Annotated in this window: 16 protein-coding genes and 1 other RNA gene; 6 read left to right on the forward strand and 11 right to left on the reverse strand. The window is 53.5% G+C overall.

Annotated features, from left to right (window positions below; translation table 11 throughout):
- Positions 1–62 precede the first annotated feature (62 nt).
- The 3 genes from R8377_RS04465 to R8377_RS04475 form a co-directional block, all read right to left on the reverse strand.
- On the reverse strand, positions 63–2,417 hold the full coding sequence (locus R8377_RS04465; protein WP_317643706.1) for a RelA/SpoT family protein: 2,355 nt from the start codon (positions 2,415–2,417) through the stop codon (positions 63–65).
- 97 nt (positions 2,418–2,514) lie between these two features.
- Entirely contained in the window at positions 2,515–3,015 is a 501-nt protein-coding gene (gene dut, locus R8377_RS04470; RefSeq protein WP_317642294.1) for a dUTP diphosphatase, read from the reverse strand.
- Positions 3,015–3,308 carry a DUF4193 domain-containing protein gene (locus R8377_RS04475; RefSeq protein WP_317642295.1) on the reverse strand — a complete coding sequence of 98 codons (294 nt, stop codon included), beginning with the start codon at positions 3,306–3,308 and terminating at the stop codon, positions 3,015–3,017. The genes dut and R8377_RS04475 overlap by 1 nt, the downstream gene beginning before the upstream one ends.
- A gap of 169 nt (positions 3,309–3,477) precedes the next feature.
- Here R8377_RS04475 and sepH point away from each other — a divergent pair, with 169 nt between their 5' ends.
- A complete protein-coding gene (sepH, locus tag R8377_RS04480) occupies positions 3,478–4,959 on the forward strand; it encodes a septation protein SepH (protein WP_317642296.1) in 1,482 nt (493 codons plus the stop codon).
- Positions 4,960–5,004: 45 nt separating this feature from the next.
- Here the strand turns inward: sepH and R8377_RS04485 are convergent, their stop codons facing one another.
- Entirely contained in the window at positions 5,005–6,225 is a 1,221-nt protein-coding gene (locus tag R8377_RS04485; protein WP_317642297.1) for an alkaline phosphatase family protein, read from the reverse strand.
- A 119-nt stretch (positions 6,226–6,344) separates the two neighbouring features.
- Between R8377_RS04485 and R8377_RS04490 the strand changes: the two genes are divergently transcribed.
- Complete coding sequence (locus R8377_RS04490) at positions 6,345–8,969, forward strand: DNA gyrase/topoisomerase IV subunit A (protein WP_317642298.1); 2,625 nt, start codon at positions 6,345–6,347, stop codon at positions 8,967–8,969.
- Between the two features lie 289 nt (positions 8,970–9,258).
- On the opposite strand, the gene R8377_RS04495 is transcribed toward R8377_RS04490, so the two are convergent.
- From R8377_RS04495 to R8377_RS04505, 3 genes are all read right to left on the reverse strand, one after another.
- The gene (locus R8377_RS04495; protein ID WP_317642299.1) at positions 9,259–11,640 is read right to left on the reverse strand and encodes a DNA gyrase/topoisomerase IV subunit B; all 2,382 of its coding nucleotides are present in this window, start codon (positions 11,638–11,640) and stop codon (positions 9,259–9,261) included.
- 56 nt (positions 11,641–11,696) lie between these two features.
- Positions 11,697–13,088, reverse strand: a complete 1,392-nt coding sequence (locus R8377_RS04500; protein WP_317642300.1) for an RNA polymerase sigma factor — start codon at positions 13,086–13,088, stop codon at positions 11,697–11,699.
- A 124-nt stretch (positions 13,089–13,212) separates the two neighbouring features.
- Complete coding sequence (locus tag R8377_RS04505) at positions 13,213–13,875, reverse strand: hypothetical protein (protein ID WP_317642301.1); 663 nt, start codon at positions 13,873–13,875, stop codon at positions 13,213–13,215.
- Positions 13,876–13,982: 107 nt separating this feature from the next.
- Between R8377_RS04505 and R8377_RS04510 the strand changes: the two genes are divergently transcribed.
- Both R8377_RS04510 and R8377_RS04515 read left to right on the forward strand, forming a co-directional pair.
- The gene (locus tag R8377_RS04510) at positions 13,983–15,164 is read left to right on the forward strand and encodes a polyprenyl synthetase family protein (protein ID WP_317642302.1); all 1,182 of its coding nucleotides are present in this window, start codon (positions 13,983–13,985) and stop codon (positions 15,162–15,164) included.
- Positions 15,165–15,323: 159 nt separating this feature from the next.
- Positions 15,324–17,561, forward strand: a complete 2,238-nt coding sequence (locus tag R8377_RS04515; RefSeq protein WP_317642303.1) for a Stk1 family PASTA domain-containing Ser/Thr kinase — start codon at positions 15,324–15,326, stop codon at positions 17,559–17,561.
- Positions 17,562–17,579: 18 nt separating this feature from the next.
- On the opposite strand, the gene R8377_RS04520 is transcribed toward R8377_RS04515, so the two are convergent.
- Positions 17,580–18,263 carry a lysophospholipid acyltransferase family protein gene (locus R8377_RS04520; protein ID WP_317642304.1) on the reverse strand — a complete coding sequence of 228 codons (684 nt, stop codon included), beginning with the start codon at positions 18,261–18,263 and terminating at the stop codon, positions 17,580–17,582.
- Positions 18,264–18,301: 38 nt separating this feature from the next.
- Between R8377_RS04520 and R8377_RS04525 the strand changes: the two genes are divergently transcribed.
- Positions 18,302–18,886 carry a hypothetical protein gene (locus R8377_RS04525; RefSeq protein WP_317642305.1) on the forward strand — a complete coding sequence of 195 codons (585 nt, stop codon included), beginning with the start codon at positions 18,302–18,304 and terminating at the stop codon, positions 18,884–18,886.
- 28 nt (positions 18,887–18,914) lie between these two features.
- On the opposite strand, the gene secA is transcribed toward R8377_RS04525, so the two are convergent.
- Positions 18,915–21,791: a preprotein translocase subunit SecA gene (gene secA / locus R8377_RS04530; protein WP_317642306.1), complete on the reverse strand. Its 2,877-nt coding sequence runs from the start codon at positions 21,789–21,791 to the stop codon at positions 18,915–18,917.
- A gap of 386 nt (positions 21,792–22,177) precedes the next feature.
- Entirely contained in the window at positions 22,178–22,834 is a 657-nt protein-coding gene (gene hpf, locus R8377_RS04535) for a ribosome hibernation-promoting factor, HPF/YfiA family (RefSeq protein WP_317642307.1), read from the reverse strand.
- Between the two features lie 184 nt (positions 22,835–23,018).
- Between hpf and rnpB the strand changes: the two genes are divergently transcribed.
- Positions 23,019–23,382, forward strand: an RNA gene (gene rnpB, locus R8377_RS04540) — RNase P RNA component class A.
- On the opposite strand, the gene R8377_RS04545 is transcribed toward rnpB, so the two are convergent.
- Positions 23,376–24,182, reverse strand: a complete 807-nt coding sequence (locus tag R8377_RS04545; RefSeq protein ID WP_317642309.1) for a regulatory protein RecX — start codon at positions 24,180–24,182, stop codon at positions 23,376–23,378. The two genes, rnpB and R8377_RS04545, sit on opposite strands and share 7 nt — an antisense overlap.
- Between the last annotated feature and the right edge of the window lie 8 nt (positions 24,183–24,190).

Consider the following 24,190-nt stretch of genomic DNA (forward strand, 5'->3'; position numbering starts at 1 on the left):
AGGCAAGCCCCTTATTCGTACGATATGCGAGCGGCAACTGCGCTTACCTGTACCGCATTGAATCACACCTTGCGCATACGCGATGAAGCAGAATCCTTGGCTCCAGTGATGCGGTAAGCATCGAACACGCCATCAATCTTACGCACGGCCGAAAGCAAGGTATTCAAATGCTGAGGGTCTGCCATCTCAAAGACGAACTGGTTGACCGCCACCCGGTCACGACCGGTGCTCTGAGCGCCGGAGAGAATATTCACACCGTGATCTGCCAGTACTTGGGTAATGTCCGAAAGCAGGTGTGCCCTATCGAGCGCTTCCACCTGAATCTTGACCATGAAAGTGCCTTGGTTGCTGGACCACTGCACATCGACGATGCGCTCAGGATGATGCTTTTGCAAGTCTAACAAGTTCTGGCAATCGGATCGATGCACGGAAACGCCTTGGTTACGGGTAATGAACCCTACAATCTGGTCTCCCGGAACTGGCGTGCAGCAGCGGGCCAGCTTGACCCAGACATCGTCGACACCCTTAACAGAGATACCTTGGGAAGATGAGACCGAGTGGGTATGGCTGACCTGACTTAAGGGCAAGGCTTCCTGCTCAACTTCGTCTTCTACTGCTGAGCGCCCTACATCGTGCACCAAGCGAGAAATAACATTTTGAGTAGAGATCTGTCCGTCACCAATAGCAGCGTATACCGATTCAACGTTGGGATAGTTAAGTTCTTCTGCCACACCCACCATAGACTCAGGTGTCATGAGTGTTGAGACCGGCAAATTACGCTTGCGCATGGCACGGGTCAGCTCATCGCGGCCTTCCTCGATGGTCTCCGAACGCCGTTCTTTACTGAACCACTGACGGATCTTATTGCGAGCCCGAGGAGATTTTACAAAACTTAACCAGTCTCGCGAAGGACCATCTGTATCGGACTTTGACGTTAAGACTTCTACAGTGTCGCCGTTCTCCAACTTAGTGTCTAAGGGTACTAGCCGGCCGTTGACACGTGCCCCCATCGTACGATGACCCACTTCCGTGTGAACCGCATAAGCGAAATCAACAGGGGTTGCCTCGGCAGGCAAGGATACGATTTTGCCTTTGGGCGTAAAGACATAGACTTCAGCAGCTCCCAAATCATCTTTGAGAGAACCTAAAAACTCATTGGAATCAGGGGTTTCACTGGTCCAATCGGCCAGCTGTTGAATCCACTTTAAATTGTCGGCTTCAGAAAGCTCGGACTGCTCAGTCTGCTCGCGGTGTACATCGCTCTTATCTGGAGAAGACAAATCACGGCCTGCCTGGCCATTTTCTTTGTATTTCCAGTGGGCCGCGATGCCAAATTCTGCCCTGCGGTGCATTTCCCAAGTACGAATTTGAATCTCGACTGGTTTGCCGCCGGGGCCCACGACCGTCGTATGCAAGGACTGGTACATGTTCAATTTAGGCATAGCAATGTAATCTTTGAAACGCCCGGGAACGGGGCTCCAACGGGCATGAACCGCACCTAAAGCCGCGTAACAATCCCTGATGGAGTCGACGATAATGCGTACGCCCATCAGATCGTAAATACTCTCAAAATCGTGCCCGCGCACAATCATCTTTTGGTAGATGGAGAAGTAATCCTTAGGTCTGCCAGTTACCGCAGCCTTCACTCCCTGCAAATCCAAATCGAGATGAATGTCGTCTAAAATCTGCTTCAAATAGACATCGCGCTGACCTGCACGCCTAGAGACCAGAACCACGATTTCGTTGTAAATCTTAGGATAGAGCGTCTTAAAGCTAAGCTCTTCCAGCTCTGTCTTGATGGCATTCATACCCAACCGATTAGCCAGGGGGGCATATACATCGAGCGTTTCACGGGCCTTACGCTGAGCCGAGGAGGGCTTAACGTAGCGCCAAGTACGAGCGTTATGAACGCGATCGGCCAGCTTCACTACCAGCACCCGCACATCTCGGCTCATAGCCACCACCATCTTGCGGATAGTCTCAGCTTGGGCCAAATCACCATAGTCCATCTTTGAAATCTTGGTGACACCATCTACAAGCCCGGCAACCGTGTCGCCAAATTCTTCTCTACACTCTTCGAGGGTGTAATCCGTATCTTCGACCGTGTCATGGAGCAGTCCTGCTGAGACGACCGTTGGTCCCATACCCAAATCAGCCAAAATCTGGGCCACTGCGAGCGGGTGAATAATATAAGGCTCGCCAGATTTACGCCGTTGACTCGCATGTTGCAAAACAGCTCGTTCGTAGGCCAGAGGCAACATGGACAAATCGGCATGAGGATGGTGGGCCCGACACACTTGTGCGATGGGCTGCAAAGGATTAAGGGGGTCGTCGGAGATTTCACAACCTAAGGCACGCGAAGAGAAGCCTGTTGGCCCGTCTTTGTTGACATCGTTGTCGCAGACTCTGCCTTCCATAGCGACCATGTCACTCCTCTCGACCCGGTAATGCAACTATCCTACACGAGCTGGGCGCAACTGCTGACCAGTTGCGCCCAGATAAGCTGTGCTCTATTTACAAACCAGTGGAGCCAAACCCCCGAGAGCTACGCTGAGAATCTGGCAACCGTGTCGCCGCAACAAAGCGCGCCTGCGCATAGCGCTGAATCACCAGTTGAGCTATTCGATCCCCTGCCTCAAATCTCACACTGTGCTCTGAATCCAAATTTATGAGAGGTACCTGAATCTCACCACGATAGCCTGCGTCTACCGTACCGGGCGCATTGAGGACTGTGACGCCCTGTTTAACAGCCAAACCCGAGCGAGGGTGTACCAGTGCCACATACCCTGCTGGTAGAGCCACAGCGATGCCGGTAGGCACCAAAGCGCGCTCAAATGGGGCTAGGGTGAAGGAGACTCGGGTGCGCAAATCAGCACCCGCATCCCCTTCCAAGGCATAACGCAAATACGGCTGCTCAAGTTCCTGCTTATCGATACCGCTTTCGTCATCGCCATGAATGGCTTTGACTAGCACTTCGATAGTTTCCGGCTCGTTGTATGCCTCGTCGTAAGCCATCAGGCAGCGCACTCCTTGCATACGGGCTGTCCATCTTCGCTCATGTATGCCAGCTGAGAACGATGCTTAACCAAGAAGCAGACGGAGCAAATAAACTCGTCTCCCTGCATTGGAATAACCGTGATTGAAGCATCCTCATTGCTTAAATCTGCGCCGGGCAGCTCGTAATCTTCGGCAATGGCGTTCTCGTCATCGTCGATGTCAGTGGGAGCTTCCTGACTTTTTTTACCTAATTCTTCGATGGAGGCCTCATCCTCGTCCTTATCACGCGGGGAATCATAGTCTTGTGCCATCGTACGTCCTTTCACTCTCGTGTCTACACTGTCCGCGGCCCCTAGTGCCGCTCATAGGATACACGAATCTACTGCGGATAGAATACACGATTTATAATGCTCGTAAAATACCACGTATAGGGCACAATAAGAAGTAAAGGTCTGTATCCGAGGAAGAGAAGGTGCTGGGATGCCTCTAGAAGAGATTGCAAAAGCCCGCTTCGATCACGTCAGTGATCAGGGCGATTTAGTGTTTGCCTGTGGCCTTACACTCTTCGCCGTGAGCCTCGATAATACGCTAGATCACGCCATTCTTGAGGCTCGGCAGATACTTGAAGAAGAGCATGGAACACCCATTCCTCAGGCAAGTTCGGCACTGCCAATTTCTGCTATTCAAGCTGCTGTTCGTGCCGGCGAATCGACTGAACAGGTGGCGAAAGAATTCGCTGTGAACGAAGCCATCGTTCGGCGTTTCGCCACTCCTATTGAAACTGAAAAAAAGTATGCCATTGAGCAATTTCTTTCGATGTCTGCTCCCAAACGAGGCTCGGGTTACTCCAATGAAGAGGCCATAAACCGGGCTTTAGAGGCAGTAGATGTAAGTATGAGCGCCATCACGTGGAGCGCGACACGCCGAAACCACAGTCCGTGGAAAATTCGTGCTTCTTTCCAGGCCTCAGGACACGCCGTGCAGGCTGACTGGACTTGGAACATGAAAGAAAACACTATCACTTGTTTAAACACGCCAGCTAGAGAGTTGCTCGAAGGCTCTATCAGTTTCATTACTTCGGTAGAAGAACCCCAAGAAGTGGCTGTCCAAGAATCCTCTGCCCAGTATGACGAACTGAGTTCAGAGGAGCAATTGGTCGAGCATGACTTCGTGGAAGAGCAAGCAAGCGAGATTAGCAACGAGCACCCTACCACCACGGCTCCAACTGTAGAAATCTCCACACTGCCAGCCGCGCCGAGTGTGGAAATACAGGGAACAAACGACCAAGTTCCCGGCTTAACCCCAGCAGCAGTGCATCAAGATTTAGATGCACCAGCAATTGCTCCAGTTGTGGTCGAACCTCAACCACAAGATGGTCAGACCAGCAGCTCAAAGCAAGATGCCGAAGACTATCCGGTACCTCCACCTTCGCTTGTCCAAACACCAGTCGAAGCAGCTGAACCTGACAACGCCTCACAAACGAGCGAACCTACCCAAGCCCAAGATACGCCCGAACACGAAGAGCCGGAAGCTGACTCTCACGCGCCTAATCCACTCACAGCTTGGATGTATGGGAGCAAACGTTCAAAGTCTCAAACTAACAAAACCCCTGGTAAAACGGCTCAGCCTGAAAGCAAACCGACCCGGACATCAACAAGTAGCCCCAAAACTTCCCCTGCGCAACAGCCAAAGGTGAATAGCCCTGCTCCAGCCACAGAACCGAGCAAGGTGCCATCTACCCCGCTGAAGCAGGCTAGGCAGGCCGCAAGTACATCAAGTGCGACGGTCCCAGCAGACCAACAGCCTCAGCAGCAAGCGCGATCGAACGAACCTAGCACACCGGCAGACGAACCATCTATAGACAATAAAGACACCAAACAGCCCAAGGAACAAGGCGGGCCCCATAAACGTGCGGGCCGATCAGCCGTTCCATCATGGGACGAAATTCTCTTCGGCGAATAAGCAGGTGCGATGGAGGGGCTGGCAGGTTGACTGCCAGCCCCTCTTTCATGCTACATCCACCAAGCAGGGGATATCGGTTTCCAAGTATGTTTGAGACCCGTGCACTCCCGGCAGACGGGTTGCAAGGTCTGCCTGGGTACGCGAATCAACCACGGTCGCTCCTCCCAGCGAACTAATCATGACATCACCAAACACGTTGCGCAACCGAGGGTCAACGGGCCCGAACAGGCCTTCTTGTATCGCCTGCTCACGGGTTCGAATTACGGCGCTCTCCCCCAAAGCCTCTTGCCAACGCTGGGCCACTTGATTCGGGTCTGCACCTTCTTGCAAGTACAACATTACCTGACGCGGTTCACCTCCCACCAAACTAATACCCTCTTGTAGATGTGGGTGGTCAGCTAAGTCAAACCGAGACTTCGGATTAGCGCTTACCATGCCGTGATCGGCAACAATAACAATCAAGGTTCCCTTCGGCGATTCTCGCTTGAGCGACGCTAGCTGAGCATCAGCCTGTTCCAGGGCAGCGACCCACTCTTCGCTCTCCCAGCCGAGGGCGTGCCCAACCTTGTCGATATCGCGAATGTACAAGTAAGTTAATCCTGGTTCTCGAGCCGCCTTGGCGGCAGCCAATACCCTGGACCTTGAATGCGTATGCGATATGTAATCTGTGCCACGCAGAGCAGCCCTAGTGAGCCCTGAATAGGCAAACTTGGGTAAACCCGAAGACGTGACTCTTACCTCTTGCTCAGCTAAGGATTGAAATACCGTCGGCTGGCGCTGCAAATCCTCTGGCTCCGGAGCATCTCTAAACTGTATGAGCTGGGCTAAAGCCCCGGTCTGTACGTTGCGCTGAGTGTATCCAGCCATACCTGTCAAGCCCGGGCAGCAACCCGTACCGAAGACACCCATAGCTGCCGTGGTTGTGGAAGGCAGGCAGGTAGTGATAGGTCGGTTGTTGGCTTCGTCTGAGAGCAGCGAACGCAAGTATGGTGTATGGCCCAAGCGCAGACGCAAGTTCCAAAAACCTAGTCCGTCGACAACAACCACAATGGCTGAGCGGGCGTCTGGAAAGCCCAAGGCCGCCTGCAATTGCTGCGGTTTTGCATGGACGGCAGTCGATATGGGATGCCCGATGGCACTACTTATGGCAGGCAGCACCGACGAAAGGTGGAAGGCCTGCCCCCGAGATCTGGCACTAGTATCGTCACCGTAGCTGCTATCTGGCGCTAGAGCAGTCAATTCACTCATACTGGGAAAATCATCCATACCCCTATTCAAGCACGACCTAGGTTGCTCCCAGCTCAAAGCCGCACGCAGTAAGCCTTATCACTGGTCTTGGGCCGGGCTGCCGCTATCATAGTCACGAGGCGCGAGAAGGAGAATACATGGCGGGACATCGCAAAAGCAATCCAGGCTACGACATGCGTGAAATCAAGGAACATATTGTCGAAACGCCCTTGGGCGAGGAGATGAGCAAATCCTTCTTAGAATACGCTTATTCTGTCATTTATGCCCGCGCTTTGCCCGATGCTCGTGATGGTCTCAAACCAGTACAGAGGCGCATTATTTACCAAATGGGCCAAATGAACCTCACTCCTGACCGGCCCTATATGAAGTCTGCTCGCGCAGTGGGCGAAGTAATGGGTAAACTCCACCCCCACGGCGATTCTTCTATTTATGAAGCTATGGTGCGCTTAGCCCAGCCGTTCGCCATGCGCCTTCCCCTAGTTGATGGCCACGGCAATTTTGGTTCCTTAGACGACGGCCCGGCAGCTTCGCGATATACCGAGGCCCGTTTGGCTCCCTCCGCCTTGGGTATGAATGCCAACATCGATGAAGACACGGTTGACTTCACTCCTAACTACGACAACAAGCTCAAAGAGCCCACCGTTTTGCCCGCAGCCATCCCGAATTTGCTAGTTAATGGCTCCTCGGGTATCGCCGTTGGTATGGCCACCAATATGATTACCCACAACGTGGGCGAAGTGGTGAACGCAGCCAAGTATGTGATGGCTCACCCCGATGCTTCTCTTGACGATTTAATGACTTACGTACCCGGCCCGGACCTGCCCGGCGGCGGTATTATTGTGGGGCGAGAGGGCATCCGTAAGGCCTATGAATCAGGGCGTGGCGCCTTCGTGACTCGTTCCCTTACCCACATTGAAAACGTCACTGCCCGCAAAAAAGCCATCGTCGTCACCGAACTGCCCTTCATGGTAGGACCTGAACGAGTTTTGGAACGCATTTCCGAGGGAGTGAAAAACCACCGCATCGAGGGCATCTCGGGAGCAATTGACTTAACAGACCGTCACAACGGTACCCGTTTGGTTATCGAGCTCAAGTCTGGATTCGACCCTGCGAAGGTGCTTGCTCAGCTCTTTAAATACACGCCTTTGGAAGATTCCTTCACCATCAACAACGTAGCACTAGTGGGTGGCCGTCCTCACACTATGGGACTTAGGGAGCTCTTAGACGTATGGATTGCTCATCGTCGGCAAGTTATCGAGCGCCGCAGCCGCTTCCGTAAGCGCAAGGCTCAAGAGCGTCTTCACTTGGTTGAGGGCCTCTTGCTGGCCATGCTCGACATCGACGAAGTTATCCAAGTGATTCGCACGTCTGATGATGCTGACAGCGCCAAAACCCGTTTAATGGCAGTCTTTGACCTCGACGACATTCAAGCCAAGTACATCTTGGAATTGCGTTTGCGTCGACTGACCAAGATGAGCCGTATTGAGCTTGAAGGCGAGCGAGATGATTTGAAGCGCCAGCTCGAAGCCCTTGAACTGATTTTAAGCTCGCCTGCCCAGCTTGATAAAGTCGTTGTTGAAGAGATGGAAGAGGCTGCGGCTGCTTACGGAACACCACGACGTACAGTAATTCTTGACGCCGAACCTTCTGGTGACTTGGCTCCGGTAACGGTGCAAAGTGATGGAAGTAGCGAGAGCAAGGCAGCTGCTGCCGTAACGAGTTTGGGACTAGCAGCAGGTGCTTCGGCTGCCAAATCGACTCAGGGAGCAGATGCCTCAAGCTTACAAATGCAAGATGATCCTTGCACGGTCTTAATGAGCGCTTCTGGTTTGATTGCGCGTTCGAGCGAAGGTGCACTCGACATGTGGCTGAGCCGGTCAGCAGCAGACGGACGGGCAGCAGACGACCAAATCGTCTCTATCTTCGCCACCCACACCCTAGCGTCATACGCTCTCATCACTTCAGCTGGACGTTTAGTAACGGCAGCGGTCGCAGATTTGCCTCAGCTGCCCTTGACCACTTCACTCAGTTTGAGCGGTGGCGTGGCAGCCGACGAACTGCTAGGCATGACGCAATCAACAGAACCAGTTGCTGGTGAACGGACGATCGCGGCAGTAGATCTTTCTGATGAAACTCCCCTAGCTCTAGGAACCCGGCGGGGCGTGGTCAAGCGTTGGAATCGACAGTCTCCCACAACTATGGATTCTTGGAATGTCATTGACCTAGAGGCCAATGATCAGGTAGTATTCGCAGCTCCAGCAGCAGACGATAGCAGCTTGGTATTTATCTCCTCTGACTCGAGTCTACTCAATTATGAAGCCAACAAGGTGCGACCTCAGGGGCGCAATTCAGCTGGTATGACTGGCATACGACTGGCAGAGGGCGAGCAGGTGGTGGCCTTCGCGGTTGTACCTCGCAATCAGTTGGCTTGGACCTATACCGAGGGCGAGAACGGGCTGACCAGTCAGTCGGGCGCAGTGGTGCTCACTGTGGCAGGCGATGCTGATGCCCTGCCCGGAACCGAAAACGGTGCTGCCAAAGTCACTCCCCTACAGATGTATCCTGCCAAGGGGCGTGGCACTGGCGGAGTACGCTCTCAGCGGTTCTTAAAGGGGCAGAACAAGCTCATTGCGGCCTGTGTTGGGCCTTGGCCTCTCCATGCTTCAACCGCATCTGGACACCCAGTAGACCTTCCAGAAGTCGACATGCGTCGAGATGCCTCGGGCCAAGATTTAGCAGCATCCATTGCTTTCGTAGCCTAAGTAACCAATACGTCTGCGTCAATAGGCCATAACTCACAGTATGCCCTATTGACGTTGGAACAGTCTGACTAAGCGTTGAGGGCACACTATAAGCTGCAAAATGCCCACCGGCAAAGGAGATACGGTGACTTCGTACCTTTTAATGCCCTGCAGCATTCGAGACTCTTACAAGGCTGATTATAAAACTGCCTAGCACTCACTGAACCACAACTGCAATACAAGAAGAGCCAAGGAAGTTGTATCCTTGGCTCTTCGAGACAGGCAACCCATTGAATTGGGGCAAACACCATCAGGTATCAATCTTTGAACGATCGAAATCGTCTGCATTCTCGACAATAAACTGTTTACGGGGCGGCACGTCGTCACCCATGAGCAGGGGGAAAACGCGCGCTGCTTCTTCGGCATCTTCCATCCGAATTCTGCGCAGCATACGGGTACGTGGATCCATCGTGGTGTCTGCCAGCTGATCGGCATCCATCTCACCCAAACCCTTGTAGCGCTGAATATCTTCGTTGAAGGTGATGCCTTGCTTGCCTAAGTCTGCGAGCTTGCCTTCTAACTCGTCGTCTGAATAGGTGTAGATATACTCGCCTTTGCGCTTGCCCGTTAGGGATATGCGATGAAGCGGAGGCACAGCCGCATAGACATGGCCTTCTTCGATTAAGGGCCGCATGTAGCGGTAGAAGAGGGTGAGCAAGAGGATACGAATATGAGCCCCGTCAACATCTGCATCGGTCATCATAACGACCTTGTTGTAGCGAGACTGGCTAATGTCGAAGTTGGCACCTGAGCCAGCACCCACCACCTGAATGATGGAAGCGCACTCTTTGTTGCCTAAAATCTGAGAAATTGAAGCTTTCTGTACATTCAAAATCTTACCGCGAATGGGCAAGAGCGCTTGGAAGGCCGAGTTACGGGCAGCCTTAGCCGTGCCGAGTGCCGAATCGCCCTCCACGATAAAGAGTTCAGCCACATCATCATTGCCGGGCATGCAATCCGAGAGCTTGGCGGGCATGGAAGCTGACTCTAAGGCATTCTTACGGCGAGTAACTTCCTTGGTTTTGCGGGCTTGCACACGGGCGTGCATCTCCCCCACAATTTTCTCCATGACCCGACCGGCCTGCTCTTTGAAACCGCGCTTGGAACCGGTAATCATCTGCCCAAACTGGTCGTCGGTCATCTTAGTCACGATGGGCTTCACTTGGGCTGTGCCGAGCACATCCTTGGTCTGGCCTTGGAACTGAGGCTCAGCAATACGAACCGTAATCACCGCAACTAAGCCAGCGAGCACATCGTCTCGTTCAATTTTGCTATGGGGGTCCTTCAGGTTGACCTTGAGACGGCGAGCATTGGCTTCAACCACCTTGCGCACTTGTCTGGTCATGGCATTCATAAAGCCATCGACGTGCATGCCGCCACCAGGAGTGGCAACGACGTTGACGAAGGAACGCACGACCGAGTCGTAATCGTTCACCCAGCGCAGGGCAATATCAACACCGCACACTCGCGCCACTTTTTGCGCGTGCAATTCTCCGTCGGGCCCCACCTTCTGGGTTTCTTCCTCGTATGTTTCCTCACCGGAAATATGCCAGATGTCGCTTACCGGCTCACCGCTGGAAAGATAATCCACAAAGTCAACGACTCCGCCGGTATGAAGAAATTCCTCCACCCGCTTATGGCTCTTAGATTGAACATCGGCACTACTCGCGCTCAAAGAAAGGGCCTCAGAAGCAGCTGCTTGGGGGTTGGCCTCAGCCTCACCACCTAGTTCGGCTAGTTCATTGCCTTCAGCTCCGTCTGCAAGTTCGCCCGTCTCAGCAGCCTGCTCAGGAGCGATTAGCGCAGATACGGCATCCAGCTCATTGCCGAAGGTATTCTGCTCTGCTGCTGCCTGATGGTCAACTTCTAAGAACTGGTCTTGGTCGGGGTCACCGGTTTGCTCAATATGCTCGTCGATAACCGTGATTTTTAAACCGGGCACTAAGAAGCTTGTCTGTCGTACTCTGTCAATCAACTGCTCGTAGCTAAACTGAGCAGTTTCGTTAAAAATCTCAGGGTCAGCCCAATAGCGGATACGAGTGCCTGTGTGGCTCTTTGGCGCTGTTCCTACCACCCGCAACTGGGTTGGACGCCCTTTACGGGTGCGTTTAAAGGGCGCTGTAGGCGAAGGCTGCTCTGGATCACTATCTTCATAGGTTCCAGGATGGCCTTGGTGGAACTCCATCCGATAAGTCTTGCCGCCGCGGTCAACTTCCACATCTAAACGTGAACTGAGCGCATTGACAACGGAAGAACCGACACCGTGCAAACCGCCAACGGCGTTATATGAAGCGTTACCAAACTTGGCTCCTGCATGGAGCTTAGTCAGCACCACTTCCACACCAGTCAAGCCAGTCTTGGGTTCAACATCCACAGGAATGCCGCGGCCGTTGTCTTGCACTTCGATGGAATTATCGGCGTGCAAAATCACGGTAATGTCATTGCATGCACCAGCCAGAGCCTCGTCGACCGAGTTGTCGATAATCTCCCACAAGCAGTGCATAAGGCCTTGGCTATCGGTTGTTCCGATATACATGCCCGGGCGCTTACGCACTGCGTCTAAGCCTTCGAGCACAGTAAGCGAATCTGCCCCATAGGACTCGTCTTGCGTTGTCTTTACTGCCTTTGCCATATCCCTCACTGCCGTGTCTACTACAGTCCGCTGTCTTGACTACCAGTTCCTCAAGCTCATTGGTCGAGGAAGTCGCGCAAGGTCTGCGAGCGCGAAGGGTGGCGCAGCTTCGACATAGTCTTCGATTCAATCTGGCGGATACGTTCGCGGGTAACGCCATACACACGACCGATGTCGTCGAGAGTCTTGGGCTGGCCGTCTTCAAGGCCGTAGCGCATCTTGATAACGCCAGCTTCTCGTGGGCTCAGCGTCTCCAATACCTGCTTGAACTGCTCTTGCAGGAGGGAGAATGCCACAGCGTCGGACGGTGCAATAGCGTCGGTATCTTCAATCAAATCGCCGAACTCGGAATCGCCGTCCTCACCCAGAGGGGTGTGCAAAGAGATAGGTTCACGCCCATACTTCTGAACTTCTTGCACCTTCTCAACGGGCATGTCCAATTCGCGAGCCAACTCGTCTGGAGTTGGTTCACGACCCAAGTCTTGGAGCATCTGACGCTGGACGCGAGAGAGCTTATTGATGACTTCGACCATGTGAACGGGCACGCGAATCGTGCGAGCCTGGTCTGCCATTGCGCGTGTGATGGCCTGACGAATCCACCAAGTAGCATAAGTTGAGAACTTATAGCCCTTGATGTAATCAAACTTCTCCACGGCTCGAATCAGACCCAAGTTGCCTTCCTGAATCAAATCAAGGAAGAGCATGCCACGGCCGGTGTAACGCTTAGCGAGAGAAACCACCAGACGCAAGTTCGCTTCCAGCAGGTGGTCCTTAGCTTTTTTGCCGTCATTCGCAGCCCATTTGAGCTCACGGCGACGCTTGAAGGGTAGCGACTCACCATCTTCGTCGAGCAAGTGCTGCGCGTAGAGACCAGCTTCGATGCGCTCAGAAAGATCGACTTCCTGCTCTGCATTCAGCAGGGACACTCGGCCAATCTGCTTAAGGTAATCCTTGACAGGGTCCGCGGTAGCTCCGGCAGTAACTACCCGGCGCTTTGGGTTGCCAGAAGGAGCAACGTTCTCGTCATCGTCTGCGTCAGAGACAACAAACGCACCCTTCACTTCTGGAGGTGTCACCGGTTCGGCAGGAGCGTCATCTTCGTCGTCGTCATCTTCCACAACGTCGTCGATTGGCTCACCGTCTTCGTCTACATCGATAGTTGGCCCGTCTGCCTGGCTCAACTCCTCAATGTCGAAGTCGTCTTCTTCAACCTGCTCTTCTTCGGCAGGAATGACTTGCTCGTCTTCAAGTTCATCTACAGGCTTTGCAGACTTCTTGCTGCTTGCACTGGCTTTTGTAGCACTCTTCGCCTTCGTGCCCTTGCTGGTCTTGGCCTTAGCACTCGCAGCACTTTTACGGCCCCTACCCTGTGACTTCGACTGGGTTTGGCTGGCCGCATCCTGCTCTAGCTGCTCGCTCTTATCAGACTTGGTGTCCTTAGTGGCCAACGTATTCCTCCTGAACCTTCCTGCCCCAGACCGCTTGCGCAAAGGCGCACTTATGGCAAGGGCAAATTGTCAACTACACCAGTGAACCATTCCAACCGGACTATTATTCCCGATTCTGCAAAATTCATTGATTTTGTCGGCTTCTTTTCACCCATGCTGGCTTCACACCATGCTGATATGCAGTGGTAATAATCGAGGCAAGCGTGCATTGCGGGTTCAACTGCAAAGCCTGATACGCATAATCCAAACCCTCCTCACGGTTCAACCACCATGAGATATATCCCATAATCGCGAGCGGTTGCTCATGGTAAGCATCCGGCATGGCAGTAACCATGACATCAAGCAAATCTAAGCCATTGCGACACCTTTCAACATCGGGATGCATAGACGGGTCGGTAAAGGCGCAATCGATGGACTGGCACAAGATCTGTACGTTGCCCTGAGCATACGGCTCGGCGCACAAGCGGAGAAGGTCCTTGTATGACAGCATGGAACGAGGGCAGAGCATAGAAATAATAATGGCATCGCGAATGGGTAAGGTCTCACTCATACCTACAGCAATAGCCATCAGTGGTGAACTATCGGCAGCAATACTCTCCTGGCCGCCGGTAATCTCATGGCACCACAGTTTTATGGGCTCGCGCATCCACTCACGGTCCGCTTCACACACCCCATGCTCACGCCTATTCATCCGATAGGTGTCCAACAGTTTCGCCATCTGAGTGTTTGCGACTTTCAGCTTGCCTGGCTCTGTCTCCTTGTGCTTGAGATTGTCTGATGCTGTCATATCTGGCCCCTTGACTTAGTTATCCTTACGAAGACGTTTATCCTTGTAGTTTGAGCTTGGCATAGAAGCCACTCATAAATCCAGCTGTGAAAGCAATGTGGTCGAATGTGGACGATCCCTTGTGCCAAGCCAAAAAGTGCACCCGTACCTATAAGCTCAACACTATGGATTACACCACCACTCGCCAAGTCGTTGAACAGGCTATGGATAGGCAAATAGCCAACTACTTTGCGCAGTGCACATACCCCACGCAAGGGCTCTTACAAGCCGTTGAGCGCGCAGTTAAGGCTCAGGCTTCACATTCCAGCCAAGGGGGTAAGCGCCTGCGTGCCCTGCTCTTGCTTGCCTGCTACCAAGCCGCGAGTTCGCCCAGCGTGCAAGAGCTTGAAGCAGTCCCCTTTCCCACAGCGCTTATCGACTCGGCTTGCGCCCTTGAAATCTTCCAAACCTCCGCTCTCATACACGACGACATCATCGACGAAGCCCCCTTGCGCCGCAGCCAGCCCTCAGCACACATAGCCTTAGCGAGTAGTTTTCAGGAGCTTACGGGCACCGCCAGCCAGCAAGCAGCAAGAGCCGGTCAGTCCTTAGGGCTCTTACTGGGCAATCTTCTAGCTGCATGCGCTACAGAGGCCATCAGCAAGGCCGCGGCTAGCCTGCCGCGCAGCGAAGATATGCGCCAGGCTTTTGCAAGGATGGTTGGGCGAGTGAACCAAGGCCAGATTATGGACTTAACCATGGAATCTTTACCGCTTGACCACGCTGAGCCTTTGCGCCAAGCTGCCCACACTGCCATCGCCCTAAAAACTGCCTCATATACGACCGTGGCTCCCATCGAGTTGGGATTACTGGCAGCTGGACGAGACCCACACAGCGCGAATTGCATTGCACATAAACTCGGCAGAAGTTTAGGGCTGGCTTACCAATTGCGCGACGACCTGCTCGATGTCACCGGTAGTCCTGAAACTACTGGAAAACCGCTGGGCGGCGACATTCGGGAAGGCAAACGGACCTTACTGCTGTGCGAAGCCCTCGTGAGAACTTCCGGTAAAGAACGCGAGCGCCTCATCTCTATCTATGAAACCGGGCATCCGAGCGAGGCCGAAGTGACTTTTGTAAGGCAGATTTTTGCAAGTTGCGGCGCCATTGACGCAATTAGCGCATACGCGCAAGAGCTCAAAGCGCAAAGCCAGGAGGCTCTAACAAGCAGCTGCCAACAGTTGGATTTGGACACCAACAGTCGCGAAAAACTGAGCCAAGCGTGTGATCTCATCCTTCCCCAAGCGTAAGCACGAGGAATCTGCCCAGCTCAGGCGGTAGCATAAGAGCAACACGAGGTAGCTCAAGAGCGAAACACCGATAGTATGCAGCACTCATCCGGTGTATTTTTCGCTAAGAATAGGGCTGCACACACCAATTTTCGACGGGAAGGCCATACGATTACGACTATGAGTCAAGCGGCGCAGGCAAACAAGGGTCAGATTATCGATGGCCGATACCGCATCATAGGCAAAATCGCCGACGGCGGTATGGCTACAGTGTATGAGGCACTCGATCAGAGACTTGCCCGACACGTAGCCATTAAAATCATGCATACTCAGCTGGCCCAAGGCCCCCACCGTGAGCAGTTCGAGGAGCGTTTTCGCAGGGAGGCCCGCTCGGCTGCTGCGATTGCCAACCCCCATATCGTACAGGTCTATGACACCGGCCAAGTAGACGGACTCGACTTTTTGGTTATGGAATACGTGCATGGAGTCAACCTGCGACATGAGATGAATGAGCAAGGCAACTTCAGCGTCCGCCAAACCATCCGCATCATCTCGGAAGTCTTAGATGGACTCGCCTCCGCACACGAAGCAGGTGTCATCCACCGCGATATTAAGCCTGAAAACATTCTTATCAACGATCGCGGCCATGTAGAAATCACCGATTTCGGTTTGGCCAGGGTGGCTTCTCAGTCAACCCTATCCTCAACCGGCATGCTCTTGGGCACTGCTGCCTACCTGCCGCCTGAAACGATTGAAAATAATCAAGCCACGCCTCAAGGCGACTTATATGCAGTGGGAATCGTGGCCTACGAGATGCTTTCCGGCTCGGTTCCTTTCCGCAGCGACAACCCGGTAACCGTAGTCTTCAAGCATGTCCACGAAGATGTGCCCCCCCTTAGCCAAGTGTGCCCCGGCATCGAGCCCAAAGTATCTGATTTTGTAAAGCACCTAGTAGAGCGTTCGGTTGAAGCCCGCCCTACCGACGCAGGTGAGGCTCTGCGGGAATTGAACTCGCATTTAAGCGATTTAAGTCTGGAAGCCTGGCGCTTCCGGGCAAATCCTACAACAGACAATAGTGATGGCAGTAAGCCCACCCTCGTAGCCGCTGTGCCGGGCGCAGATCGGCAGACTGACTCCCGTCACCAAATTGACTCAGAGGCCGCTACAGACCTCTTTGCTGGGCTTGGAGACGGCACTGACGAGGGCAGCTCCCCCGCAGAGAGAGATAATCAGCGTTGGGATTCAGATGCCAGCAAGCCAGATGCAGTTGCTGCTCAAGATCGCACAACCACGACAGCAGAACATGCAGGCTCGGCGACAGCTACTCGGCCATATGAAACAGCTGATTCAACTTCAAAAAGCACAAACGCCGACGCTCAAGATACAGAACCGCTCGCGGCCGTCTACCAGTTGGGCAAACTCGACAAACAGCCCACTCATCGCTGGCGTAAGCGTCTGCTCATTGCTTTACTGGTAGTGGTACTCCTAGCAGGGGCCGGAGCTGGCGGCGGCGCTTGGTGGTATTTCCGAGGCCCCGGTTCGTATTGGAAACTGCCCAAACCCGGCGATGTCTCCTGCCAAATTAACCAGTCATGCTCTATCACCGGAGCTGACTTTGCCCGGTATGAGCAGAATCTCAAAGTGGCAGGCATTCCCTACAAGACCAAACAGGATTACAGCGATACGGTTGCCGAGGGGCACATTATCTCAGCTCAGCCTAGTACGGTCGATGCCCAGGTCAGCAAACGCGGCGGCAATGTCAACCTTATTATTTCGCAAGGCGTGCGCACAGCTATCATTCCTGCCGACATTTTAAACCCGCAATCCCCTTCTGGTGCCCAACCACTCGAAGCTCTCAAAAACGCTGGATTCGATAACGTCCAACACCAAGAAGACAAAGACCAGTATTCGATGGATGTGCCCGGCGGCGCAGCTCTCGCCATTACTCCCGAGCCAGGCAGCACGCTCAAGCACAACGAGCCGATTGCGCTCACCCTGTCCAAGGGCAAGATGCCGGTCAGCATGCCCGACATCGTTGGCAAAAGTAAGCAAGACGCCCTCGCCGCTCTCAGCGCGGACCGCTTGACAGCCAACCTAAGCGAACAGTGGTCAGACACCGTTCCTAGCGGGCAGATTATGTCAGCCTCCCACAAGGCAGGAGACCAGCTCCACTGGGGCGATCAGGTTGAAGCAGTCGTATCTAAGGGGCCTCAAATGGTTACTCTTCCAGACCTGCGCGGTAAGAATGAAGACGAAGCTAGCAAGATCTTAAAAAGTCTGGGGCTCGATGTGAAACTCTCCGCTCCCCTAGGAGATTTGTCGCACACTGTTCGATTGCAAAGCCCGGCACCAGGTCAACAAGTTCGCCTGCACGGTGAGGATGGCAAACCAACTGTCATCACCCTCACCGTTGTCTGAGATGAACTAAACTCGGCCTTACTGCTGGGCCGCTACCCGCTTCTTAACCACTTGTGCATAGATGTCGACGTATTCTTGACCACTCATGCGCTGAATTTCTTTCATCACTTGGTCGGTCAGCTGTCGAATTTCTTCGTGGGTGATTTGATTCACGCTCTCTTTGCGCACCATAATTGGCTGACCAAAGATGACCTTAGTAGAGCCCTTACTGGGCATCGTTTTACCCGGCCGCTGCAATTCGCGCGTGCCAATGATGGCGGTGGGAATAATGGGGCTGCCAGTTTCAAATGCTAAGCGGGCCATACCAGTGTGACCACGATAGAGACGACCGTCTGGGCTACGAGTACCTTCCGGATGAATACCGAAGACGTGGCCCTGGTCGAGCACCTGTCGAGCAGTTTCGAGGGCTCCCAGAGACTTAGAACCGCCAGAACGGTCGACGGGGAATACACCTACTGAAGTGAACCACCGTTTTTTCAGACGCCCCTTAAGTCCTGTGCCGTTAAAGTATTCATCCTTGGCCATAAAGTGAATCATGCGCGGGCTAGCAAGCGGCAAGAGACCATCGTCTATGACTGCCAGATGGTTCGAGGCAATGATGACCGGCCCCTGAGTTGGAATATGCTCCGCCCCTTCCACGCTCGGTTTGAACCAGAATCGAGCCAGTGGTCCTAAGAGCTTGACGTAGAACCGGTAGTTCACAGAGCCTCCCTTGTGTAACAGTCCAAGCCGAGTAGCGGATGACTTCCACCACGGTTACTCTTAGACGTATGACCCAGCACAAGAATAGCAACGACGATGACAAGCCTCAACACTCAGCAGATTCTTCTCAATCCAGTGGCAGCTCAAGTGATGACTCTTGGCAAGCATTTGTGAGCGCACATAGTGACGATTTAAGCGATATTGAATCCTCGCACACTGCCAAACGATTCGAGCGCAAGGCCCGAAAAGATAGCAAGAAAGCAGCCCTTAAAGCTAGTGACTTGGACCACTCTGCATTCGTGTCCGCAAGTTCGGGAGCAGGCCGCGGACCCCGTGATTTTTCGTCTAGTTGGCTAGATACCGACCAAGTGATGGACCAAGCCAGCGATTTTGTGCCACCAAACCCTCAGCTGGGCCACCCTAGCGCCGCAATCGTCTTATATGCTCTCTTATCGCTCATTGGGGTCATCGGCTTGGTAGCGGCCCTGTTTGCGCCTCGCCTGCCCGGCATTCTTGGACCCATTTTCGCCCTATGCACCCTCATTGGCGTTGCTGGGCTCATATCCAGCCGGAAAGACTTCAGGTATAGCAAAGACCCCGGCGATGATGGCGCCAGGGTCTAATGTTTATATGCGGTCTAAGAGAACTTGACTACTTCTCGTTCTGACCGTGGCACATCTTGTACTTCCTGCCCGAACCGCAAGGGCAGGGAGCGTTCTTAGAAGTGCCGGGGTAAGTCTTGCCGTCTGACCAGGGAGTGCGATCCTCCTCAGCCTTTGGGCGCTTGCTCACAGGAACAGCCTTCTCGGCATGGCTAATAGGTTCGGGGCCTACGATACCGGCCTCGTCGTCCTCATCTTCGGATGCTTCCTGAGCTTGGCTCTCGGCAGCTTCCTCGACATCAGCACTCTCGTCGACTGTATCTGGATCTTCGGGAGCTTCGTAGCTGACTTCCTCAGCCTCATGAGCACCAATCTCAGCATCCTGATCGTCGTCGATTTCGTCCATGTTTTGGTCGCTTTCAACGACCTTATCGAGGTCAACGTTGAAGAGCAGCTGGACGCTTTCCTCCTTGATAGCATCAATCATGGAGTTGTACATCTGGAAACCCTCGCGCTGGTACTCAACGAGCGGGTCACGCTGGCCCATACCACGCAGACCGATACCATCCTTAAGGTAATCCATCTCGTAGAGGTGTTCACGCCACTTTTGATCAAGCACCGAGAGCACAACACGTCGTTCGAGCTGACGCATGGGCTCTTCGCCAATCTCGTCTTCGCGATCTTGATACTCGCTATCGGCATCTTCAATGAGCTGCTTAAGCAGAGCTTTCACAGCCTTATCACCCTTGAGCTTGTTTACCGACTCCTGAGCTTCCTCTTGATCAAGTCCGATCTTGTAGAGGCTGTCTAGAGCCGTCCATAGGCCTTCCCAATCCCAGTCAGCAGGCTTGTCAGAACCCTTTTGGGCACCACGAACATAAGACTCGATAGTATCGTGCAGGAAGCGCTCAATATCGCTGCGGATATCTTCGCCTTGGAGCACGGCCTGACGCTCGGCATAAATAACCTTGCGCTGCTTGTTCATAACGTCGTCGTACTTCAAGACGTTCTTACGAATCTCGTAGTTGCGCGATTCGACCGACTTCTGTGCGTTGCGCACACCCTTAGACACAGACTTGGACTCGATGGGTTCGCCTTCAGGCATGCCCTTAGACAGCACACGAGCCACCAGCTGTGTGTTGAACAAACGCATCAAGTCATCTTCCAAGCTCAGGTAGAAGCGGGACTCGCCCGGATCTCCCTGACGGCCAGAACGACCGCGCAGCTGGTTATCAATACGGCGAGACTCGTGACGCTCGGTACCCAAGACATAGAGGCCGCCAAGTTCCACAACTTCCTCGTGCTCGTCCTTGACTTGCTCCTTAACCTGCTCAACAGTCTCGGGCCACAGCCGCTCGTAATCTTCCGGCGTGTCGTCAGGAGAATAACCCTGATCTTTGAGCTTTTGGTCAGCCAAGAATTCAACGTTACCGCCGAGCATAATATCGGTACCACGACCAGCCATGTTGGTAGCCACCGTTACGGCACCCTTACGACCTGCCACAGCAACGACGCCAGCTTCCTTAGCATGCTGCTTGGCGTTGAGAACCTGATGGTCAATTCCTGCGACATCAAGCAAAGAAGAAACAACCTCAGAAGACTCCACCGAAGCAGTGCCCAAGAGCACTGGCTGGCCGGAAGCGTGACGCTTGGCCACATCCTTGACGATTGCAGTCAGCTTTTCCTTCTTGGTACGGAAAATCAAGTCGTCTTGATCCTTGCGAACCATCGGCTTGTTAGTAGGAATGGGGAGCACACCCAGCTTATAGGTGTTCATGAACTCGGCAGCTTCAGTCTCGGCCGTACCGGTCATGCCCGAAAGCTTGTCGTACATGCGGAAGTAGTTCTGCAAGGTGATGGTCGCGAAGGTCTGGTTCTCAGCCTGAACTTCTACGCCCTCTTTCGCTTCGATAGCCTGGTGGAGACCCTCGTTGTAGCGACGACCGTGCAGCAGACGACCGGTGTGTTCATCAACAATGAGCACCTCGCCACCCTGAACCACGTAATCGCGGTCCTTCAAGAAGAGTTCCTTGGCCTTGATGGCGTTGTTGAGGTAACCAATGAGAGAGGTGTTGTTGGGCTCATAGAGGTTGTCGATGCCTAAGAAATCCTCAACCTTGGTGATACCGGGGTCGAGAATACCGATAACCTTCTTTTTCTCGTCGACATCGTAGTCTTCGTCGCGAGTCAGCTTGGGAGCTAACTTAGCGAACTGACGGTACCAACGAGTGACATCGCCCTCAGCAGGACCAGAGATGATCAACGGGGTACGGGCCTCATCAATCAGAATTGAATCGACCTCATCGACGACAGCGAAGTGGTGTCCGCGCTGCACCAAATCGGCCTTGTCCCAAGCCATGTTATCGCGCAGGTAATCGAAGCCAAACTCATTGTTGGTACCGTAAGTCACATCAGCTTCATACTGCTTGCGACGCTCAGCAGGCTTCTGGTCCGTGATAATGCAACCAACGCTCATACCCAAGAAACGGAAAATGCGACCCATGAGCTCGCTCTGGTAGCTGGCCAAGTAATCGTTGACGGTAATGACGTGTACGCCCTTACCCTCCAAAGCATTCAAGTAAGCCGGCAAGGTAGCCACCAAGGTCTTACCTTCACCAGTCTTCATCTCAGCGATGTTGCCCCAATGTAGGGCAGCGCCGCCCATGAGCTGCACGTCGAAGTGACGCTGCCCCAAAGTCCTCTTAGACACCTCACGCACCGTAGCGAAAGCCTCAGGCATCAAATCGTCAAGCTTCTCGCCCTTGTCTAGGCGTTCTCTGAATTTGGCGGTCTGACCTTTGAGCTCTTCATCGCTCATCGCGGAGATCTGATCCTCCAAAGCATTGGTCTCTTTCGCCACATGCTCCAGTTTATGAAGCTGGTGCCCCTCACCCATGCGAAGGATCTTGTCCAAGACTACTACCACGTTGCGCTCCCTATGGTTCTTCCCAACAATACTCAAATCTAGCCCAGTGGGTCCAGCTAGGCTCAAGCCTTCCCCATATTACGCGGCCTGCAAGATTTTCTCTAAAATAGCATCTTACCCGAACAAAACGCCGCCCAGTTTGACCGTAAAATTCGTATATTCCAAGCCACGAATGGCGCGCGTCTTGGGCCACTCATGTGCTTCGGCGGCATAGTCTTCAGGACTCAATGATCTGATGAATGCATTACTGCTTGCTGAGTGAGACCTGAGTGTATATAGTCCATCACGTGCAAGAGCAGGTGCCTCGGATTTTCGGGACACCCGCTCCTACACTCTTACTGGATTGAGCTACACAGATAGTTTGCTCTGCTTGGTCAATTCATGGCTTACTTTATATGGTCCGGCGTGTCGATTTCAAAAACACCGTAGGACCAGCCGTGCCTGCGGTAAACCACAGATGGCCTGTTTGTCTCACTGTTAACAAAGAGGAAGAAGTCATGACCGATGAGTTCCATTTCATAGAGTGCTTCATCGATACTCATGGGCTCTGCGATGTGCAGCTTGCGTCGAATCACGATAGGAGTATCGCCCACTTGCACTTCGACAGATTGCCCTGGACCTAAGTCTGAAGCCATGGCATCTTGTTGAGCGGAATTGCTTGGATTTGTCTCCTCGACAGGTTCTTCAAGTTGATCAACGGCAATGTCGAGAGGCAGAGGCGCACGGTCGAGTCCCCGGCGATGGTCCTTGCGACGGTCACGTGTGCGACGCAGGCGAAGGGTGAGCTTATCGAGAGCCCTATCGAATGCAGAAAACTCATCTGCGCTCGAAGCCTCTGCTCGAACCACAGTCTTACCAGCAATGACGGTCATCTCAACGCGAGTAGCTGAATCAGCCTGGCGGGGATTTCCTTCATGAGTGAGCACAACTTGGACGCGCTGGGCATCAGGCGCTATTGCGGTCACACGATTCATCTTATTTTCAACGACATCGCGGAACTTTTGCTTTATCTGCGTGTGGCGCCCTGTGATGACAATATCCATGTGGACCTCCTTGTTTGAAACGAGTTCAACTCGTTGCGTACCCCAGCGAGCTTCACCAGCTACCGGGTTACCACTTCATTGTAGTCGATAGAGTTGGGAAACGTCTGTGCAATTACTGTAGTTTCACTCGACGCTAGTTTCACTCAGACACGCGGTGGACAATCATCGGCTAAGCTAAGGAATGTGAGACTCCTCGATGGTCGCGGCAGTTGCAAAACTGCTGAGGAACTTCCGGGCTCCGCAGAGCACGATGGCGGATAACGTCCGCCCAGGGTGACCTGAGAGAAAGCGCAACAGAGAGCAGACCGCCCGCTTGGTTTTCCAGGCGAGTAAGGGTGAAAGGGTGGTGTAAGAGACCACCGGGCTACTGGTAACAGCAGCCGCAAGGCAAGCCTCATCGGGAGCAAGGCCAAGCAGAAGGCGTTAAGGGTTGCTCGCCCTTGCCTTCGGGTAGGCCGCTAGAGCCTGGCGGTAACGTCAGGTCGAGATGGATGGCCATCCGTTCCTTCTAGGAACGACAAAACCCGGGGTATGAGGGGTCTCACATTTCCTCAGTTTCTACATCAGTGAAAACTTGCGCTGCAACTTCTTGTAAAAGCGCTGGATTATGGCCCTTTCGCCCTCCAGCTGACCAGAAACGACGCTTGCGCACTTGTTGATCTAAGCCTTGAGTCTTCTTGGCTACAGCCCTTCCCAAGGAGTACGCAGAGTCGACGAATAGACCGCTGCGGGCAGCTTGCCCTACTACAGCTGCTGCAACCGGTTGACTGACTCCCTTGCGAGTCATTTCCATCAAACTTCCACGCTCTCCCAAATTTCGGCTCAGACAGTAGCGAAGGTAAGATTCGGCATAGGCTTGATCGTCGACTAAACCTAGCTCTTCTAATCGATCAACCGCCCGCTCAACAACGGCAGCATCGTAACCTTTAGCAAGCAGACGCTCTACCAAGGCTTGCCGGGGTCGAGCAGCAGCATCAAGCAAGGTCAGACCAGCTTCTTTACATGCATCCTCGTCGAATGGATCCTTAGGGCCAGTTCCGGCAGAGTTGCCCCCGCGAAAACCGAAACCACCCTGTTTAGCCTGCCTGTTGCGCCGCCTCTTTGACTTGAATCGACGACTCTTACTCTTGTCATTTTCTCTAGGCAACTGTCCAAAGCTGCCTAGAGAGAGAACTCCTGAGGATTGAGATTGCGGTGCCGCCTCTATGTGATCTTGACCATCATCTGCTGCTTGATCATATACACGCAGCTGTTTAACTTGGTGAGCGCTTGCCACGTTATCAGGTGTACCGCCATCCTGCTCGATACGAGCAGGATGGACCTTAAGGAAGGTGGAAGCCTCGATCATGGCTAGTC

Source organism: Bombiscardovia apis, from assembly GCF_033095945.1.
GTDB lineage: Bacteria > Actinomycetota > Actinomycetes > Actinomycetales > Bifidobacteriaceae > Bombiscardovia > Bombiscardovia apis.

Excerpts from the sequence above, each read along its gene's own strand:
- R8377_RS04485 (WP_317642297.1), bottom strand. The coding sequence starts at position 6,225 with ATGGATGATTTTCCCAGTATGAGTGAATTGACTGCTCTAGCGCCAGAT.
- sepH (WP_317642296.1), top strand. The coding sequence starts at position 3,478 with ATGCCTCTAGAAGAGATTGCAAAAGCCCGCTTCGATCACGTCAGTGAT.
- R8377_RS04525 (WP_317642305.1), top strand. The coding sequence starts at position 18,302 with ATGACTTCCACCACGGTTACTCTTAGACGTATGACCCAGCACAAGAAT.
- dut (WP_317642294.1), bottom strand. The coding sequence starts at position 3,015 with ATGGCTTACGACGAGGCATACAACGAGCCGGAAACTATCGAAGTGCTA.
- R8377_RS04505 (WP_317642301.1), bottom strand. The coding sequence starts at position 13,875 with ATGACAGCATCAGACAATCTCAAGCACAAGGAGACAGAGCCAGGCAAG.
- R8377_RS04490 (WP_317642298.1), top strand. The coding sequence starts at position 6,345 with ATGGCGGGACATCGCAAAAGCAATCCAGGCTACGACATGCGTGAAATC.
- R8377_RS04465 (WP_317643706.1), bottom strand. The coding sequence starts at position 2,417 with ATGGAAGGCAGAGTCTGCGACAACGATGTCAACAAAGACGGGCCAACA.
- R8377_RS04515 (WP_317642303.1), top strand. The coding sequence starts at position 15,324 with ATGAGTCAAGCGGCGCAGGCAAACAAGGGTCAGATTATCGATGGCCGA.
- R8377_RS04545 (WP_317642309.1), bottom strand. The coding sequence starts at position 24,182 with ATGATCGAGGCTTCCACCTTCCTTAAGGTCCATCCTGCTCGTATCGAG.
- R8377_RS04475 (WP_317642295.1), bottom strand. The coding sequence starts at position 3,308 with ATGGCACAAGACTATGATTCCCCGCGTGATAAGGACGAGGATGAGGCC.
- hpf (WP_317642307.1), bottom strand. The coding sequence starts at position 22,834 with ATGGATATTGTCATCACAGGGCGCCACACGCAGATAAAGCAAAAGTTC.
- R8377_RS04495 (WP_317642299.1), bottom strand. The coding sequence starts at position 11,640 with ATGGCAAAGGCAGTAAAGACAACGCAAGACGAGTCCTATGGGGCAGAT.